Origin of the sequence: Paraconexibacter algicola (assembly GCF_003044185.1) — a bacterium.
GTDB classification, from domain to species: domain Bacteria; phylum Actinomycetota; class Thermoleophilia; order Solirubrobacterales; family Solirubrobacteraceae; genus Paraconexibacter; species Paraconexibacter algicola.
This window is the reverse complement of the sequence record NZ_PYYB01000001.1, coordinates 1,103,982-1,120,852: the sequence shown is the minus strand read 5'-3', so window position 1 is coordinate 1,120,852 and position 16,871 is coordinate 1,103,982. Positions and strand designations below refer to the sequence as shown.

The window sequence follows — 16,871 nt, the reverse complement described above, 5'->3', positions numbered from 1 at the left end:
CTGCCCGATTCATGCCGCTGGCTCCCGCAGCCCTCGAGCTCTCCGACAAGGTCCAGTCGCTCGGCGCGTACGCCGGGTTCGCTGCCATCGTCGGACTCGCCGTGATGTCGCTCCTGTACTTCGGGCAGGCGCGCGAGCTGCGGCGCCTGCGCGAGTGGGCCGGCCGGGCGCCGGAGCGTGCCGCCGAGCTGCAGGAGCGCGTCGAGTCCGAGGCCGCGGCCGCCGCCGCGAGCCGCCGCGTCGTCGCGCAGCCCGCGCGTGCCGCGGCCAACCCGGTCGCGCCGCCCGCGACCGCCGCCGGCCAGGCCGCCGCCCAGCCCGCGCCGGGCCAGCCGGCCGTGCCCGGCGCGCCCGCGGTCCCGGGCACCCCGGCGGCGACCCCCGGGGCCCCACCACCCCCCGTGCCCGCCGTCCCGGCCGCGAACCCCGGCGCCCCGGGCGCCCTGACCGTCCCGGCCGCCGCGACCGCCGCCGGCGCCGCGAAGGCGCCCGCCGCCCCGGGCACCGACCAGCCGACCGTCGTGACCCCCGGCGGGGCCGTGCCGCCCGCCGTGCCGCCGAGCAGCCCGCCGCCCACCGGCGGGGGCACCGGTGAGCTGACGCTCCCGCCGACCCGCCCGGCCACCCAGGACTCCGGCGAGACCGCGGTGCCGCTGCGGCGCGTGTCGGCCGCCTCCGCCACCCCGGGCGGCGTGCGCGCCAGCGCCGCCACGCCGGCGGGCGGCTCCCCGGGCGGGGGCCGCGAGAAGGGCGATCCCGCCGCCCGCGGTGGGATCGTCGCGATCGCCGCCGGCGTGCTCGCCGTCGTCCTCGTCGGCCTGCTCGTGGCGACCCAGATCGGTGGCGGCGACGAGAGCCCGCCGCCCGGCAACGTCATCACCACCGCGCCCGCCAACGACGTCGCCAACGACGACGGCGAGGACCGTCCGACCACCCGGTCGACGTCCACGACCCCGGAGATCGTCCGCTCCAGCGTGACCGTCGCGGTCCTCAACGGCACGACGACGACGGGCCTCGCGAAGGGCGCGGCCGAGAAGGTCGCCGCCGCGGGCTACAAGACCGGCACGATCGGCAACGCCAACGACCAGTCGCGGACCACCACGACGGTGCAGTTCGCGGAGGGCAACCGGCGCGCCGCCGAGGACGTCGCCCGGCGCATCGGGGCACCTGCCAGCGCCGTCTCCGCCCTCGACGACGGCACGCGCCTCATCGCGGGCGACGACGCGGCCGTCGTCGTCACCGTCGGGGCCGACCAGGGCCAGTAGCCCCCGGACGCCCCGGTTGTCCGGCTTCCTGGATCTCCCGGCGCGCAGCGCCAAGCCCCGTGACGCCGGGGTGACCTCGGTCCTGGACCGCGGGCTCAGCGTCGCCGAGGTCGACGCGCTCATGGAGGTCGCCGGCGCGAGCGTCGACCTCGTGAAGCTCGGCTGGGGCACCGCGCTCGTGACCGGCAACCTCGACGCGAAGCTCGCCCGCTACCGCGAGCACGGCGTCGACGTCACGTTCGGCGGCACGCTCACCGAGCTCGCGATCCGCGACGACCGCGTCCCCGCCTACGTCGACTGGCTGCGCGGCCTCGGGATCCGCCACGTCGAGGTCAGCGACGGCACGATCGAGCTCGACCCGGACCGCAAGCGCGAGCTGATCGCCCACTTCGTCGCCGAGGGGTTCCGCGTCCTCTCCGAGGTCGGATCCAAGGACGACACGCGGATCATGGCCCCCTACCGCTGGGTCGAGCTGATCCAGGGCGAGCTCGACGCGGGCGCCTGGAAGGTCATCGCCGAGGCCCGCGAGTCCGGCACCGCCGGCATCTACCGGGCCGACGGGGAGGTCCGCATGGGCCTCATCGACGAGCTCGCGCACGGCCTGCCGGTGCAGCGGCTGCTGTTCGAGGCCCCGCGCAAGGACCAGCAGGTCTGGTTCCTGCAGCGCTTCGGCCACGAGGTCAACCTCGGCAACATCGCCCCGACCGACGTGCTCTCGCTGGAGACGCTGCGGCTCGGGCTGCGCTCCGACACGATGGCCCCGGAGCGCCACGACCCGGAGGACCGCGCGTGATCATCGCGCTCGCCCGCCACGGGGAGACCGACTACAACGTCGCCCACCGCTTCCAGGGCCAGACCGCCGTGCCGCTGAACGCGCGCGGGATCGAGCAGGCGCACGAGCTCGCGGCGGAGGCCGCCCGCCACGAGTGGGCGGCGCTCTACTGCTCCCCCGTGCTGCGCGCCCGGCAGACCGCGGAGATCGTCGCCGCGCGCATCGGCCTGTCCCCGGTGGAGGACCCGCGGTTCATGGAGACCGACACCGGCGACTGGACCGACCTCACGCACGACGAGGTCCGCGCCCGCGACCCCGAGGGCTTCGAGCACTACCTGCACGCCGACGAGGACTTCGGCTTCCCGGGCGGCGAGACGCTCCGCCAGCAGCTCGACCGCGTCGTCGCCGGGCTCGTCGACGTCACGCAGGCCGGGGCGCTGCCGGCGCTCGTCGTCTGCCACCGCGGCGTCATGCGCGTCGCGATCTGCCACACGCACTCCCGGGGCCTGGACGCCTTCATGGAGATCGAGGTCCCGAACGGCTCGCTGGTGGCGCTGTGAGCGCACCGCCGACGCGGCGGGCCGCGGTCGTCGTCTTCGCCGCCCTGGTGGTCGCGACCTTCGGCGCGTTCTTCGTCGCGCAGAACCTGAAGAACCAGCCGTCGATCCTGCAGCAGGTCACGGTCGACCCGTTCTTCTCCCCGAACTCCGACGGGCGCTTCGACGGCGCGCGGATCCGCTTCAAGCTCCGCGACGCCGACCGCGTGAAGCTCGAGGTCGTCGACGCGGACGGCGACCCGGTCCGCACGCTCATCGACGGCGCGGTCGAGCGCTACACGCCCACGCGCGTGCTCTGGAAGGGCGAGACCGACGGTGGCGGCCGCGCCCCGGACGGCGTCTACCGCTACCGCTTCACGCTGCGCGAGCAGGGCCGCTCGATCGTCTTCCAGCGCTCGGTGCGGCTCGACACCACGCCGCCCGTCGTCCGCGTGACGTCGATCGGGCCGGTCTCCGACACGGACCGGCCGCGGCCGGAGCTGCTCCCCAACCCCGAGGGCGAGCCCGCGACCGTGCGCTTCGCCGCCCCGGCCGGGAAGGACCCGCGCAAGAAGGTCACGATCTTCAAGACCGGGCCGGGCGCCACCCGCCGCGTCTACGGTCCCGCCGACCTGCCCGCGGACGCCACCACGTTCCCGTGGGACGGCCGGCTCTCCGACGGCCGCAACGCCTCGCCGGGCACGTACGTCGTCGTCGTCGAGGCCCGCGACCAGGCCGGCAACATCGGCACGAGCGTCCCGCTGGACCGGCGCGGCCTGCCGACCACCACCTACGGGGAGCCGTTCCCCGGCCGGGGCGGCATCACCGTCCGGTACCTCGGCGTGCAGCCGCCGCTGGAGCCGACCCGCGCCGGCGAGCGCGGCGTCTTCGGCGTCGACGCCCGGCAGGAGCGCTACACCTGGTCGCTCAGCCGGCTCGGCGAGCCGGGCCGTGTCCTGGCCCGCAGCGGCCGGCCGAACACCCGCGCGGTGCTGTCGATCACCGCGCCGGCCTCGGACACGCGCGGCGGCGTCTACCTGCTGACCGTCCGCACGCGGACGCGACGGGTCCGCGTGCCCTGGGTCGTGCGCCCGTCGACGCCGACGATCGGCACGCGCGCCGAGCCCCGCGGCGTGCTCGTCGTCCTGCCGGCGACGACCTGGCAGGGCCGCAACCCCGTCGACGACGACGGCGACGGCCTGCCCGACGTCCTGGACCGCGGGCTGCCCGTGCGCCTGCAGCGCATCCTCGTCGGTGCGGGCGACGGCCTGCCCGTCGGCTTCGCGCAGGGGGAGGCGCCGCTGCTGGCGCACCTCGACCGCACGCGCCGCCGCTACGACGTCACCACCGACGTGGCGCTCGCCGCCGGTCGCGGCCCGCAGCTGGCCGACGGCTACCAGGGCGTGATCCTGCCCGGGGACGTGCGCTGGCTCGACCCGCGGGCGGGCCGGGCGCTGCGCGCGTTCGCGCGCGCCGGTGGCACCGTGACGCTGTTCGGCACCCGCTCGCTGCAGCGCGAGGTCCGCCAGACCCCGCGGCTGCGGCTGACCGACCCGACGGCCCCGCTGGCCACCGACCTGTTCGGCGCGCGGCTCGGCGCGCTCGTCCGCGCGCCGGTCACGCTCACCGACTTCCAGGACGAGATCGACCTGTTCGCCGGGACCGAGGGCGAGTTCCGCGGCCTGCGGGTCATCGAGCCCGTGCAGGCGCTCGGCGACGGCGCCGAGCGCGTCGCCGCCGCGGTGACCCCGAACTCGCGGCCCGTGATCGTCGCCGCCCGCTTCGGTCGCGGCCTCGTGATCCGCACCGGCCTGCCGGAGCTGCCCGCGGCGCTGTCGTCCTCGCCGGAGCTCGCCGCGCTCGTGCGCAACGTCTGGACCCTGTCGAGGGCGCGGTAGATGGACGTCGCCGCGCTCATCGTCTGCTCGCTGCTGGCGGCCGCCGCGCTCGTCGCGCCGAGCCCGCGCGGTCGCGCGGCCGCGCTGCTCGGGGCGCTCGCGCTCGCGCCGGTCATCCTCGTCGCGCACATCTGGGACAGCTCCCAGCTCGAGACGCTGCGCGACCGGCCCGCGTTCGCGGCGGTCGGCGTGCTCGCGGGGCTCGCGGTGCTCGCCGTCGGGGCGCGCGTCGTCGACCGCCGCCCGCAGCTGTTCCCGCTCGCCGCCGTCGCTGCGATCCCGTTCCGCGTGCCGATCAGCGCCGGCGGGTCGACGTCGAACCTGCTGCTGCCGCTGTACCTCGTCGTCGCCGCCGGCGCGCTCGCGTACGCGCTGCCGCGGCTGCGCGCGGCCGGTCCCGGCCCGGGCGCCGAGTCCGAGCCGCGCCCCGGCGCCCTGGAGTGGCTGCTCGGCGCGACGCTCGTGCTCTACGCGGCGCAGACCGCGTACTCCTCCGACGTCGACCACGCGCTCGAGCAGCTCGTGTTCTTCTACGTGCCGTTCGCGGCGCTGTTCCTGCTGCTCGGTCGTGTGGCGTGGACGACCGAGCTGCTGCGCCGCTGCCTGCTCGTGCTCGTCGGGCTCGCCGCGGCGCTCGTGCTGATCGGCTTCTACGAGTACGGCACCAAGCAGCTGCTGCTGAACCCGAAGGTGCTCGCGAGCAACCAGCTCGAGGACTACTTCCGCGTCAACTCGCTGTTCTTCGACCCGAACATCTACGGGCGCTTCCTGGCGATCGTGATGCTCGGCCTGGCAGGCGTGCTGCTGTGGGCGCGCGACCGCACCGACGTCGTCCGCACCGCCGCCGCGCTCGCGCTGCTGTGGGCGGGCCTCGTGCTGACGCTCTCGCAGTCCTCGTTCGCGGCGCTGCTGCTCGGCCTGGCGGTGCTCGGCGGCCTGCGCTGGAACCCGCGGCGCGCCGCGATCGGGGCCGGCGGCCTGCTCGTCGCCGGGCTGCTGCTCGTCCTGCTCGCCCCGGGCCTCATCAACCTCGACCTCGGCGACGCCGAGAGCGCCGACAACGCGACGAGCGGTCGCTACGACCTGATCGAGGGCGGCGTCGGCCTGGTCGGGGACGCGCCGGTGCTCGGGCAGGGCTCGGGCTCGTTCGCCCGCGAGTACCGGCGCCGCGAGGGCGCCTCCGCGGCGCGCGCCGCGAGCGCCTCGCACACGATCCCGATCACGGTCGCCGCCGAGCAGGGCGTCGTCGGCCTGGCCGTGTACCTCGCGCTGCTGGCGGCGGCGCTGTCGCGGCTGCTGCGCGGCGCGTCGCGGTCGCTGCCGCGCGCCGTGGTCGGCGCGGCGTTCTGCGCGCTGCTGCTGCACACGATGGTCTACGCCGCGTTCCTGGAGGACCCGCTGGCCTGGGCGCTGCTGGCGGTCGGCACCGCCCTGTGGCGCGCGGCGCCGCCCGCCCGTCGCCCCCGTGCGGCCGACGTCGACGCCGATGCCGTCCCGGCCTGACGCGCGGACCGAGCGGCTCGTCTTCGGGGCGCTCGCGGTCGCGGCGCTCGTCGCGGCGCTGCTCGTCCCGACCTACCCGAACTACGACAGCTACTACGCCCTGGTCTGGGGGCGCGAGCTCGCCGACGGGGTGCTGCCGAGCTTCGAGGCGTACGCCGCCCCGACCCAGCATCCGCTGTGGAACCTCGTCGGGCTCGTGCTCGGCGTCCTCTTCGGCGACGACGCGGACCGCGCGGTCGTCGTGCTCGCCGCGGTCAGCCACGTGCTGCTGTGCTGGGCGGTCTACCGGCTCGGGACCGCGGTCGCCAACCGGCCGGTCGGGGCGGTCGCCGCGGCGCTCGTGGGCTCCTCGTTCGCGTTCCTGCTGTTCGCCGCCCGCGGCTACGTCGACGTCCCGTTCCTGGCCCTCGTCCTGTGGGCGGCCGCCCTGGAGGCCCGGCGCCCCCGGGCGACTCCCCGGCCACCCGGCGGTGAACGGACATTCACCGCCCCTCCGGGGGCGGGAGATGGACAGCCCGGGGCGGGTCTTCCGATGCTGTTGCTGGTCCTCGCCGGCCTGCTGCGCCCCGAGGCGTGGGTGCTCGCCGGGCTGCTGTGGCTGTGGCACGGACCGGCGGCGCGCGTGCGGGCCGCGCTCGCCGCGGGCACGCCGTGGCGCGCCGCGGTCGGGCCGCGCGATGCCCTCGCCCGGCCGGGCCTGCTCGCCGGCGTCCTCGTCGCGCCCGTCCTGTGGGCGCTGAGCGACCTCGCGGTCACCGGCGACCCGCTGTTCTCGCTCAACTCCACCAGCGCGCTCGCCGAGGCGCTGGGCCGCGACCGCGGCATCGCGGCCGTGCCGCGCGCCTTCGTCTCGTTCCTGTCGGACACCGCCCGCCCGCCCGTCGCGGCGGCGGCGCTCGGCGGGATCGCGCTGTGCCTGCTCGCCGCGCGCCCGCTGGGGCTGCGCGCCCTGCACGTCCTCGCCGCCCTGTTCGGGGCCGGGGCGATCACGTTCGTCGGCGTCGGCGTGGCCGGCCTGTCGATCCTGCCGCGCTACCTCACGGTCCCGGTCGTCGCGCTGTGCCTGTTCGCCGCGATCGCGCTCGCGGGGTGGACCCTCCTGGACGCCGGGCACGCCCGCCGCGCGCTCTGGCGGGGCGGCGCGATCGCCGGCGCGGTCCTCGGCGTCCTCGCGGTCGCGGTCGTGAAGGCCGACGCCCCCGGCCGGTTCGCGACCGAGCTGCGCTACCTGCGGGCGGTGCACGACGACCTCGAGGCGGTCCTCGCGGTGCCCGCGGTGCAGGACGGACTGCGCTGCGGCCCGGTGACGCTGCCGAACTACCGGCTCGTGCCGGACACGCGCTGGGTGCTCGACGTCGGTGAGGCCGACGTCATCGCCCGCTCCGACGACCGCCGCCGCGCCGCGGGCCTGCTGCCGAGCACCGGCGTGGCGCTGGTCGCGGTGGGGGAGAAGAACGTGCGGCGCATCGGCCGGGCGGACGGCACCCCGCGCACGACCAACCGGCTCCCCGACGGGTTCCGCGAGGTCGCACGCAACCGGACGTTCGTGGCCGGCGTCAGCTGCTGAGCGCCGGCGCCGCGGCGGGCGCCACGGTGCGGGCGTCCTTGCGCCGGCCGCTGCGGCGCAGCTCGGCGACGCGCTGCGCGGTCTCGTGCGCGCAGAGCCAGCGGTGCAGCGACTCGCGGCCCCCGACGTCCTGCAGCGCGAAGCCCTCCTGCAGGTCGAGCACGAGCGGCTTGGGGTAGGTGGCGTGCGCGACCGCGTAGCGCCCGTGGGGACCGGCGAGCAGGCCGAGCGCGACGCCGCCACGGCGCGCGGCGGTGACGGCGATCGCGCCGAGCACGAGCGGGGCGCCGGCACCGCGGGCGAGGACCCGGTCGGGGGCGAGCGTGGCGGGCGTGCCGCCGAGGTCGACCGTGAACCGCTCGGCCAGCACGGCGGCGCAGGCGCGCAGCTCGCGCGCGGCGGAGCCCGAGCGGCAGGCGCGCAGCGCGGCCGCCAGGTCGTCGAGGGCGGCGTCGGCGGCCGCCGCGGAGCGCGCGGCGGCGGTGCCGCGGTCCCCGGCGAGGAGCAGCGCGACGTGCCGGGTGCAGTCGGCGGCGGTGGCGCAGCGGTCGGTGGTGCAGGTCATGGCGGTGTTCCCGGGTGGCGGACGGTCGGCGGAGCTTAGGCCACCCTAATACAAACCGCAACGATCGGGATTGCCGGACCGGGCGCCTCGACCCGCCCGGTCGCGACGTAGGATGGGCCGGTGAGCGCGCCACGCGGCAACTCCCGGGCCGTCGACTACGTCGAGGTCCTCTACGGCCTCCTGTTCCCGGTCGGCGTCTACCGGCCCTCCGAGGCGGCCACGCCGATCGCCGCGCGCGTCGCCGAGCGCCTCGGGGTCTCGCGCGCCTCGGCCGGCGAGATGCTCCGCCGCCTCGACGAGCAGGGCCTCGTCGAGCGCGGGCCCGGCCGTGCCCTGGCCCTCACCCCGGAGGGCATCGCGCTGGCGGAGAGCGGCGTCCGCGCCACCCGCGTGATCGAGACGTTCCTCGTCGACATGCTCGGCTACGACCCGGCCGAGGTGCACCCGATGGCCGTCGAGATGCGCGACGCGTTCACCCCCGAGCTCGTCGACCGCCTGCACGAGCGGCTCGGCTCCCCGGGCCGCTGCCCGCACGGCTGGCCGGTCGGCGCCGCCGACGAGCGCGCCGAGGCGGGCGCGCTGCGCCGGCTCGTCGAGCTCGAGGCCGGGACGCGCTGCGCGGTCGTCGGCGTCGTCGAGAGCGACCCGGAGCTCGTGCGCTGGCTGTTCGGCGCGGGCCTCGTGCCGGGCGCCGACCTCGCCGTGCGCGACGTGCAGCCCGCCGCCGGGCACGTGACCGTGACGCTCGGCCGCGACGAGCTCGTCGTCGGCGACCGCGCCGCCAGCCACGTGTTCGTCACCGCGGGCTGAGCGCGGTCAGCCGCGCCGCGCGTCCGGCGCGGCCGCGGCGTCCGCCGGTCCGCCGTCGCGGCGGTCGAGGTCGCGGTCGGCGAACGACACCGGGTCCTCGATCGGCTCGAGGTGCGTGAAGATCGTCGTCAGCCCGTGCGGGATCGCGGCCCGCAGGTCCGCCTCGATCCCCTCGATCACGTCGTGACCGTGCTGCACGCTCCACGAGCCCGGGACGAGCACGTGCACCGACACGAACGCGCGCGGCCCGGACCGGCGGGTCCGCAGCGCGTGGAACTCGACCTCCGCGCAGCGGTGACGGTCGAGCACCGCGGTCACGCGCGCGAGCTCGTCGGGCTCCAGCGCCTTGTCCATCAGGCCGCTCGTCGAGCGCCGGATCAGGCCGACCCCCGTGACGACGATGTTCGCCGCGACGAGCAGGGCGATGATCGGGTCCAGCCGCTCCCAGCCGGTGACGACGACGAGCACGATGCCGACGGCGACCCCGACCGAGGTCCAGACGTCGGTCAGCAGGTGCCTGCCGTCCGCCTCCAGCGTGATCGACGCGTACGCGCGCCCGGTGCGGATCAGCGCCCGGGCCATCACGAGGTTGATCACGGTCGCGACCGCGCTCACCGCCAGGCCGATCCCGACGCTGTCGAGCTCCTGCGGGTCGATCAGCCGGTCGACCGCGCCGTACCCGATCGTGCCCGCGGCCAGCAGGATCAGGCCGCCCTCCAGGCCCGCCGACAGGTAGCCGGCCTTCTCGTGCCCGTAGGCGTGCTCCTCGTCGGGCGGCTGCGTGGACCAGTGCACGACGAACAGCGCGACGAGCGCGGCCACGAGGTTCACGAGCGATTCGGCCGCGTCGGACAGGAGGCCAACCGACCCGGTGACCGCCCACGCGGCCGTCTTCAGCGCGATCGTCGCCACCGCGGCGAGCACCGACAGCCGCACGAGGCGGATCATCCGGTGGCGCTGCTCGACGGGGCTCACCGGCGGATCGTGGCACCCCCGCGCTTCGTGGTCCGGCTTCGTGGAGGATGTGCCGCGCCCAACTCCGGAGTGAGGCGCTCAGCGCGGCAGGCGCAGCACGAAGCGGGCGCCCGGCGCCGCGTCGTGCACGGTGACCTCGCCCCCGTGCGCGCGGGCGACGAGCTGCACGATCGGCAGCCCCAGCCCCGCCCCGCCCGCGGTCGCGCCCGCCCCGCGGTGGAAGCGGTCGAACACCCGGTCGACCTGGCCCGGCGGGATGCCCGGACCGCGGTCCTCGACCTCGATCTCGGCGCCGCCCTCGGGCCGCTCGCGCACCGCCACGCGCAGGACGCCGCCCTCGCCGCCGTGGCGTAGCGCGTTGTCGAGCAGGTTGCCGATCGCGCGGGCCAGCAGCCGCTCGTCGCCCGGCACCACGACGCGGTCGGGCGCGTCGAGCCGCACCCGCACCGCGCGCCGCGAGGCCTCGTCGGCCCGCTCGTCCAGGCACGTCGCGACGAGCGCGTCGAGCCGCAGCGGCTCGGCGACGACCATCGCGCGGCCCGCGTCGAGCCGGGCGAGCTCGAGCATGTCGGTGATGGTGTCCCCGGCGCGCTGCGCGGTCGCGACGATCACGCGCAGGTCCTCGTCGCGGACCCCGTCGCGCTGCGCCTGCTCGGCCCGGCCGCGGACGATCGCCCACGGGGTGCGCAGCTCGTGCGCGGCGTCGGCGAGGAACGCCTGCTCGCGCGCGACCGCGAGATCGGTGGGGCGGACCGCGCGCCCGATCAGCACGAACGCCGCCCCGCAGACGAGCAGCCAGCCGGCGATCGCCCCGACCGCGGTGCGCAGCGCGAGCTCGCGCGTGCGGTCGCGCAACGGCTGCAGCGGCGACCAGGCCATCGCCGTGCCGATCTGGTCGTCCTCGCCGATGATCGGCAGCGCGACCAGCCGCACGTCCCCGGGGGCGTCGACCGGGTCGCTCTCGTCGCGGTCGCTGAGCACGAGCGCGCGGTCCAGCAGCGCGTCCCCGGGCTGCCGGTCGGCGACCACCTGGGCGCCGTCGTCGCCGACGACCGCGGTGAGCGGGGCGCCCGGCGCGCGCGGCACCTGCTGGTAGGCCTCGACGTCCAGGGCACCGGCCTCCTCGCCCTCGCCGACGATCGCGGTGATGTCGCGGGCCGACAGCCGCACCTGGGCGTCCAGCGCCTCGGCGCGACGGTCGGCGTCGGCGCGCACGAGCAGCACCGACGGCACCGCGATCGCGAGCGCGACCGCGACCCCGACCAGGACCGTCAGCCGCCGCCGCAGGGCGCTCACGACGCGTCCCCCGCACTGCCGCGGCACGCCCCGATCCGGTAGCCGGCGCCGCGGACGGTCTCGACCACGTCGGCGCCGAGCTTGCGCCGCAGCGCGCGCACGTGCACGTCGACGACGTTGGAGCCCGGCTCGGCCGCGTGGTCCCAGCAGGACTCCAGCAGCGCGTAGCGGTCGACGACCGCGCCGTCGGCGAGCGCGAGCTGCTCCAGCAACGCGAACTCCTTCGCGGTCAGGGACACCACCACCGCCCCGTCGCGCACGCGGCGCGGACCGCGCTCGATCTCCAGCGCCCCGACCCGCAGCACCGGCCGCGGGGCGACCGGGGCGCGGCGCAGCAGCGCCTGCACGCGCGCGACGAGCTCGGCCGCCGCGAACGGCTTCGTCAGGTAGTCGTCGGCGCCCGCGCCGAGCCCGTCGACGATCGCCGCGGTCCCGTCGAACGCGGTCAGCACGAGCACCGGGAAGCCGTGCCCCGCCGCCCGCCAGGCCGCGCACAGCTCGAGCCCCTCGCCGTCGGGGAGCCGCCGGTCGAGCACCGCCGCGTCGTAGGGATGCAGGTCGACGAGGAGGTCCGCCTGCGCGACGTCGGCGGCCACGTCGCAGGCGTAGCCCGCGTCCCGCAGTGCGGTCGCGACCGCGGCGGCGATGTCGGTCTCGTCCTCGACGACCAGGATGCGCACCGCTTCATCTTCGCTTCATCGGCCGTGTCGCACCATCCCGGCCATGCCCGTGCCCCGCACCCTCCTCCTCCTCGCCGCGACCGCCGTCGTGGTTCCGTCCGCGAGCGCGTTCGCGGTCGACGGCGGCGCGGCGTGGCGGGTGCTCCACGGCAGCCCGTCCCCGGTCGCGCAGCAGCCGTCGACGGTCGCGATCATCACCGCCGGACAGCCCGCCTACGAGGGCCAGTTCTGCGGTGGCAGCGTGATCTCGCCCCGGCACGTCCTCACCGCTGCGCACTGCGTCCAGGGGGAACGGGCGGGGGGCCTCACGGTCGTGTCGGGCCGCACGCGGCTCTCCGACGAGGAGACCGGTCGCCGCACGGGGGTCGCGGCGATCCGGATCGACCCGACGTGGAACCGGCGCACGAGCGAGGGGGACGTCGCGGTCCTGACGCTCACCCGGGACGTGCCGGTCCCGTCGCTGCTCCTCGCCGGACCGGGCGACGCGCCGGCCGGGGCACGGGCGGAGGTGTCGGGCTGGGGACGGACCTCCAGCGACCCCGACGACGAGGGGACCGACGCGTTGCGCGCGGCGACCGTGACGGTCCGGTCGACCGCCGCGTGCGCCGACGCCTACGGGGAGGAGCTCCTCCCGGCGGTGATGGTCTGCGCGGGCGGGCTCGGGGGACCCGACTCGTGCGAGGGGGACTCCGGCGGGCCGCTCGTCGTCACGGGGGACGACGGGCGCCGCCGGCAGATCGGGATCGTCTCGTTCGGCGCCGACGCCTGCGGGAGGAGTGACGCGCCGGGGGTCTACGCGCGCGTCGCCGCCCGCGCGGCATGGATCGTGCGCGCCACGGACGGGGCGGCGAGAACCGCCGGGGAGGGTTCGGGTGGCGGTGCGGGGACCACCGCGCCCACCTCCCCGCTGACGACGCCCGCGGCAGGGCGGGGCACGGCGCGCTTCGGCGCGATCACGTGTCCGGGGGACCGTTGCCGCGTGGAGGTCCGCGTGCCGCCGGGCACGATCGCGGACCGCGTCGTCGTGCGGATCCGGCGGGAGGCGGGCCGCAGGTACGCGGCCGTCGACCGCCGGGTCGCGGCCCGGCGGGTCGCGGCGGGACGATGGGTCGCACAGGTCCAGCTGCCCTTCGGCACGGTCCGGCTCTCCGCGGTGGTCAGCAGCGGAGGACGCCGGACCGTGCAGCCCGCCCGGCTGACGGTCAGCGTCGAGTAGCGCTCAGCGCCCGCCGGTGTCGACCCCGCGTTCGCGCAGCCGGTCCCACAGGGGCCGGTTGACGCGGCGCGGGGTCTGCCGCAGCGCCCACGCGCGCAGCTCGAGGTCGGGCCGGTGGCGGGCCCCGGCCGCGCGGTCCAGCGCGGCCGCGAACGCGTCGAGGTCGGGGGCGACCTCGACGGCCTGCTCCCACGTGCGCACGCCCGCGAGGTCCGGGGTGATCGTGCGGCGCCCGAGCTTCGCCGCCTTGACGATCCGGTAGGGGAGGCCGGCGTCGTTGAACGGGTCGACGCGGAACGGCAGCAGGCCGACGTCGGCGCCGCGCAGCAGCAGCGCCGCCTCGTCGTCGCTGCGCCGCCCGCACCACACGACCTGCGGGGCGTCGCGCACCCACGCGAAGTCCGGGTCGTCGGGCATCTCGTCGTCGTGGCGCTCCCCGACGAGCAGCAGGCGCAGCCCCGGCCGGCGCTCGCACAGCGCGCGCAGCAGCGCCCAGTCGGTGCGCCGGCCGAGGTGGCCGAGCGACAGCGCCACGACGTCGCCGTCGGTGACCGCCGCCCCGGCCCCGGGGGCGACCGCGTCGAGCTCCGCCGCCGTGGGCACGGGCAGCGGCTCGGGGGCCGGGAAGTCGCCGCCGCTGAGGCCGACGAGGACCGCGTCGCGGCCGGCGTCGCGCTCCTGGCGCTCGAGCTCGACGCTCGCGCAGAACGTCAGCGCCGATGCGGTGGCGGCGCGCTCGTGCAGCTCGGCGAGCAGCGCGAGCAGCGGCGGGGCGGCGTCGTGCGCGGCCTCGTAGCGGTCCCAGCGCCCGTACCAGAGCTCGCAGTCCTCGCCCGCGCGGCGCACGAGGTGCCGGGCGAGCGGCTCCTGCACGGCGTGGAAGATCACGACGACGCCGATGCGGACGTCCGAGCGCGAGCCGCCGTGGCGGCGGGCGAGGCCCTTGCGCAGCGTCTTCAGCAGGCGCCGGGCCTGGCCGGAGGCGATCGTCTCGCGCAGGCCCGCGGGCAGGCGCGCGAGCGCCCCGTACGGCACGCGCGGCGGGTCGGCGGCGATGACCCCGGGACCCTCGAGGAGGTCCTCCACCTGGTCGCGCAGGATGAACCCCTCGAGCGCGCGCGGCAGCAGGAGCAGGGCGACGGGGCGGCCGGTCACGACGGGCAACGATACGGTGCGCGCCGTGGGCGGATACCTCAAGCGGCTCGTCGCCTCCGGCGCCGCCTACCAGGCCGCCGGGCTGCTGGCGTCCCTGCTCGCGCTCGTCACGCTGCCGCTGTACACGCGGCACCTGACCACCGCGGACTACGGCTACGCCGAGACGCTGCTGACGTTCGTGATCCTCGGCAGCATCCTGCTGCGCGCCGGGGTCGGCGAGGCGCTCGTGCGGTTCTGGTTCGACGACGAGGACCACGACCGGCGGATCGCGCTGGCGCGCGCGACGACCGGGTTCGTCGTGCTCGGCTCGACCGCGGTGCTCGGCCTCGGGCTGCTGGCCTCCGGGCCGCTGTCGCAGTTGCTGCTGGGCACCCGCGACCGCGAGCTGATGGCGGCGGGGCTGCTGGGCCTGTGGGCGTTCACGAACCTCGAGATCGCCTACGCGCTGCTGCGCGTGGAGGAGCGCCGGCGCGCGTACCTGACCGCGTCGCTGACCAACGTCCTGCTGACGGTCGGGCTGACCGTGACGCTCGTCGTCGGCCTCGACGCGGGCGCGGTCGGCTACGTGCTGGGCAACTACGCGGCGTCGACCGTCGTGCTGCTGGGGGTCTGGTGGTCGCTGCGCGACCGTGTGCGGCTGCTGCCCGCCGGGGTCCGCGCCCGGCTCGCCGCGCCGCTGGCGTTCGGCCTGCCGACCGTCCCGGCCGAGGCGACCGTGTTCCTGCTGAACGTCGTCGACCGCGCCTACCTGCTGCGGGTGGAGAGCCCGGCCGCCGCGGGCGTCTACGCGGTCGCGGTGAAGCTCGCCACGGCGGTGATCGTCGCGGTCCGCGCGTTCCAGTCCGCGTGGCCGCCGCTGGTCTACAGCGTCAGCGACGACGACGAGGCGCGGCGGCTCTACGCGTTCATCACGACGCTGTACGTGCTCGTCACGGGCGCGACCGTCGCGGCGCTCGCGCTGCTCTCGCGGCAGGTCGTCGACCTGCTCGCGGGCCCGGACTTCGTCACCGCCCACGAGGCGCTGCCGTGGCTCGCGCTCGGCTGGGCGCTCTACGGGCTGAACCTCGTGCTCGTGACGATCGCGGGCCGCGCGAAGGTGACGACCCGCAACTTCCCCGCGGCGCTGGCGGGCGTAGCGGTGAACGTGCTGGCGATGGTGATGCTCGTGCCGCCGCTGGGGATCGCCGGGGCGGGGATCGCGCTCGCGGTCGCCTACCTCGTGATGATCGCGGTGCTGCACCTGCTCACGCGGCGGCTGTTCGTCGTGCCGTTCGAGTGGCGCCGTCTCGCGCTCGCCGTCGCGATCCTCTCCGCGGTCGCGGTCAGCGGCGAGCTGCTGCTGCCGACCGAGGGCGCCGCCGGCTGGCTGAGCCGGGTGGCGTGGCTCGCCTGGATCCCCGTCCTGCTGCTGGCGACGCGGTTCCTCTCCGCGGGCGAGCGGGCCCGGCTGCGCGCGCTGCTGCCCCGCTGAGGCGGCGGGCTCACGACGAGGCGCGGACCGCGACCTGCAGCTCGAACCGCGCGGCGGGCTCGTCGAACGCCTCCGGCCCGAGGAGCTCGCGCAGCCCGGCCATGCGGTACCGCACGGTCTGCGGGTGCACGTGCAGCTGCTCGGCCATGCGCGTGACGTCCCCGTGCGTGTCGAGCCAGGCGCGCAGCGTCCGGCGGGCGCGCGCCCGCGCGGCGGGGGAGAGGCCGGCGATCGGTCCCAGCCGCGCCTGGACGATCTCGGCGACGAGCGGCGGGTCGGCGGCGAGCAGCAGGTCGAGGCGGTGCTCGTCGGCGCGGACCGGCCCGCCCGGCTGCAGCCGGCCGAGCGCGACCGCCGCCCGGCGCGCCGCGCGGTGCGCCTCGCCGGGCGCGACGGTGGGGCCGATGACGCTCGCCACGCCCGCCAGGCAGGCGGCGAGCCGCTCCCGGCGGCCCGGCCCGTCGGGGTCGGGGACGATCAGGACCGCCCCGTCCGGGGTGCGCGCGGGCAGCGTGCCGGACGGGGCGCGGCGCACGAGCGCGACCGGGTCGGCGTGGTCGGCGACGACCACGGCCAGGGTCTCGGGGACGGTCCACTGCGCCGCCCGCGCCGCCGCGCGGACCGCGGTCGCGGACGGCTGCTCGGCGAGCAGCTCGTCGACGAGCGCCTGGCGCCGGGTCTGCACCGAGCCGGCGCGGGAGGCGAGCGCCTCGGAGTAGCCGGCCACCGACGCGGCGGCGAGCTGGTCGATGTAGGCGAAGATCGCCTCGGCCAGCCGGAACATCACGCCGGGGTCGAGCCCGTCCGCCTCGGAGACGAGCCCGCGCCACGCGACCCGCGCCCCGGTGCGGTACGCGGACTGCAGCGCGTCGAGCGTGCGCCCGGCGTCGAGCTCGGCGCGGCCCATCGCCGCGTAGATCCCCGCGTCCGGCGCGGTCTGCGCGGTCCCGAGCAGGCCGACGAACTGCTCGAGCGCCTGGCGCACGCCCTGCGAGATGAGCCGGCCGAACTCGCCCTCCAGCGGCTGGTCGTACTCGCGCACCTCGGCCCGGACCGCCCGGATGATGTCCTCGGTGATCCGGGGGATGCGCTCCTGCAGACCGGGGGCCAGGGACGGGGGGATGTCCTGCCACGGCGTGACTCCCTGATGTTGCATTTCCAA

Annotated in this window: 15 protein-coding genes; 9 read left to right on the top strand and 6 right to left on the bottom strand. The window is 77.0% G+C overall.

Annotation, left to right across the window (positions count from 1 at the left end; genetic code table 11):
• Window positions 1-11: 11 nt before the first annotated feature.
• Genes C7Y72_RS05310 through C7Y72_RS05285 form a run of 6 tightly spaced genes read left to right on the top strand, consistent with a single transcriptional unit; the run spans window position 12 to window position 7,541 of the window.
• Entirely contained in the window at window positions 12-1,265 is a 1,254-nt protein-coding gene (locus C7Y72_RS05310) for a LytR C-terminal domain-containing protein (RefSeq protein WP_107567541.1), read from the top strand.
• Window positions 1,266-1,281: 16 nt separating this feature from the next.
• Complete coding sequence (locus C7Y72_RS05305) at window positions 1,282-2,058, top strand: phosphosulfolactate synthase (protein ID WP_107567540.1); 777 nt, start codon at window positions 1,282-1,284, stop codon at window positions 2,056-2,058.
• On the top strand, window positions 2,055-2,597 hold the full coding sequence (locus C7Y72_RS05300; RefSeq protein WP_107567539.1) for a histidine phosphatase family protein: 543 nt from the start codon (window positions 2,055-2,057) through the stop codon (window positions 2,595-2,597). Before C7Y72_RS05305 ends, C7Y72_RS05300 begins: the two co-directional genes overlap by 4 nt.
• Entirely contained in the window at window positions 2,594-4,471 is a 1,878-nt protein-coding gene (locus C7Y72_RS05295; RefSeq protein WP_107567538.1) for a N,N-dimethylformamidase beta subunit family domain-containing protein, read from the top strand. The genes C7Y72_RS05300 and C7Y72_RS05295 overlap by 4 nt, the downstream gene beginning before the upstream one ends.
• A complete protein-coding gene (locus tag C7Y72_RS05290; RefSeq protein WP_107567537.1) occupies window positions 4,472-5,974 on the top strand; it encodes an O-antigen ligase family protein in 1,503 nt (500 codons plus the stop codon). It abuts the gene before it with no gap.
• Window positions 5,958-7,541 carry a glycosyltransferase family 39 protein gene (locus tag C7Y72_RS05285; protein ID WP_146175266.1) on the top strand — a complete coding sequence of 528 codons (1,584 nt, stop codon included), beginning with the start codon at window positions 5,958-5,960 and terminating at the stop codon, window positions 7,539-7,541. The genes C7Y72_RS05290 and C7Y72_RS05285 overlap by 17 nt, the downstream gene beginning before the upstream one ends.
• Here C7Y72_RS05285 and C7Y72_RS05280 read toward each other — a convergent pair.
• Window positions 7,531-8,106, bottom strand: a complete 576-nt coding sequence (locus C7Y72_RS05280) for a hypothetical protein (RefSeq protein WP_107567535.1) — start codon at window positions 8,104-8,106, stop codon at window positions 7,531-7,533. The genes C7Y72_RS05285 and C7Y72_RS05280 overlap by 11 nt on opposite strands.
• 120 nt (window positions 8,107-8,226) lie before the next feature.
• Here C7Y72_RS05280 and C7Y72_RS05275 point away from each other — a divergent pair, with 120 nt between their 5' ends.
• Entirely contained in the window at window positions 8,227-8,916 is a 690-nt protein-coding gene (locus tag C7Y72_RS05275) for a metal-dependent transcriptional regulator (RefSeq protein ID WP_107567534.1), read from the top strand.
• A gap of 6 nt (window positions 8,917-8,922) precedes the next feature.
• On the opposite strand, the gene C7Y72_RS05270 is transcribed toward C7Y72_RS05275, so the two are convergent.
• The 3 genes from C7Y72_RS05270 to C7Y72_RS05260 all read right to left on the bottom strand — a co-directional run bounded on the left by C7Y72_RS05270 (window position 8,923) and on the right by C7Y72_RS05260 (window position 11,867).
• On the bottom strand, window positions 8,923-9,864 hold the full coding sequence (locus tag C7Y72_RS05270) for a cation diffusion facilitator family transporter (protein WP_107569624.1): 942 nt from the start codon (window positions 9,862-9,864) through the stop codon (window positions 8,923-8,925).
• Between the two features lie 105 nt (window positions 9,865-9,969).
• On the bottom strand, window positions 9,970-11,187 hold the full coding sequence (locus tag C7Y72_RS05265; RefSeq protein ID WP_146175265.1) for a sensor histidine kinase: 1,218 nt from the start codon (window positions 11,185-11,187) through the stop codon (window positions 9,970-9,972).
• The gene (locus tag C7Y72_RS05260) at window positions 11,184-11,867 is read right to left on the bottom strand and encodes a response regulator transcription factor (protein ID WP_107567532.1); all 684 of its coding nucleotides are present in this window, start codon (window positions 11,865-11,867) and stop codon (window positions 11,184-11,186) included. Before C7Y72_RS05260 ends, C7Y72_RS05265 begins: the two co-directional genes overlap by 4 nt.
• A 43-nt stretch (window positions 11,868-11,910) precedes the next feature.
• On the opposite strand from C7Y72_RS05260, the gene C7Y72_RS05255 reads away from it, so the two are divergent.
• On the top strand, window positions 11,911-13,083 hold the full coding sequence (locus tag C7Y72_RS05255; protein WP_158276661.1) for a S1 family serine peptidase: 1,173 nt from the start codon (window positions 11,911-11,913) through the stop codon (window positions 13,081-13,083).
• A 3-nt stretch (window positions 13,084-13,086) separates the two neighbouring features.
• Here the strand turns inward: C7Y72_RS05255 and C7Y72_RS23100 are convergent, their stop codons facing one another.
• Entirely contained in the window at window positions 13,087-14,238 is a 1,152-nt protein-coding gene (locus tag C7Y72_RS23100; protein WP_158276660.1) for a glycosyltransferase family protein, read from the bottom strand.
• 25 nt (window positions 14,239-14,263) lie between these two features.
• On the opposite strand from C7Y72_RS23100, the gene C7Y72_RS05245 reads away from it, so the two are divergent.
• Window positions 14,264-15,709: a lipopolysaccharide biosynthesis protein gene (locus C7Y72_RS05245; RefSeq protein WP_158276659.1), complete on the top strand. Its 1,446-nt coding sequence runs from the start codon at window positions 14,264-14,266 to the stop codon at window positions 15,707-15,709.
• Between the two features lie 10 nt (window positions 15,710-15,719).
• On the opposite strand, the gene C7Y72_RS05240 is transcribed toward C7Y72_RS05245, so the two are convergent.
• Window positions 15,720-16,865, bottom strand: coding sequence for a helix-turn-helix domain-containing protein (locus C7Y72_RS05240; RefSeq protein WP_107567528.1), 1,146 nt, complete (start codon window positions 16,863-16,865; stop codon window positions 15,720-15,722).
• Window positions 16,866-16,871: the final 6 nt, after the last annotated feature.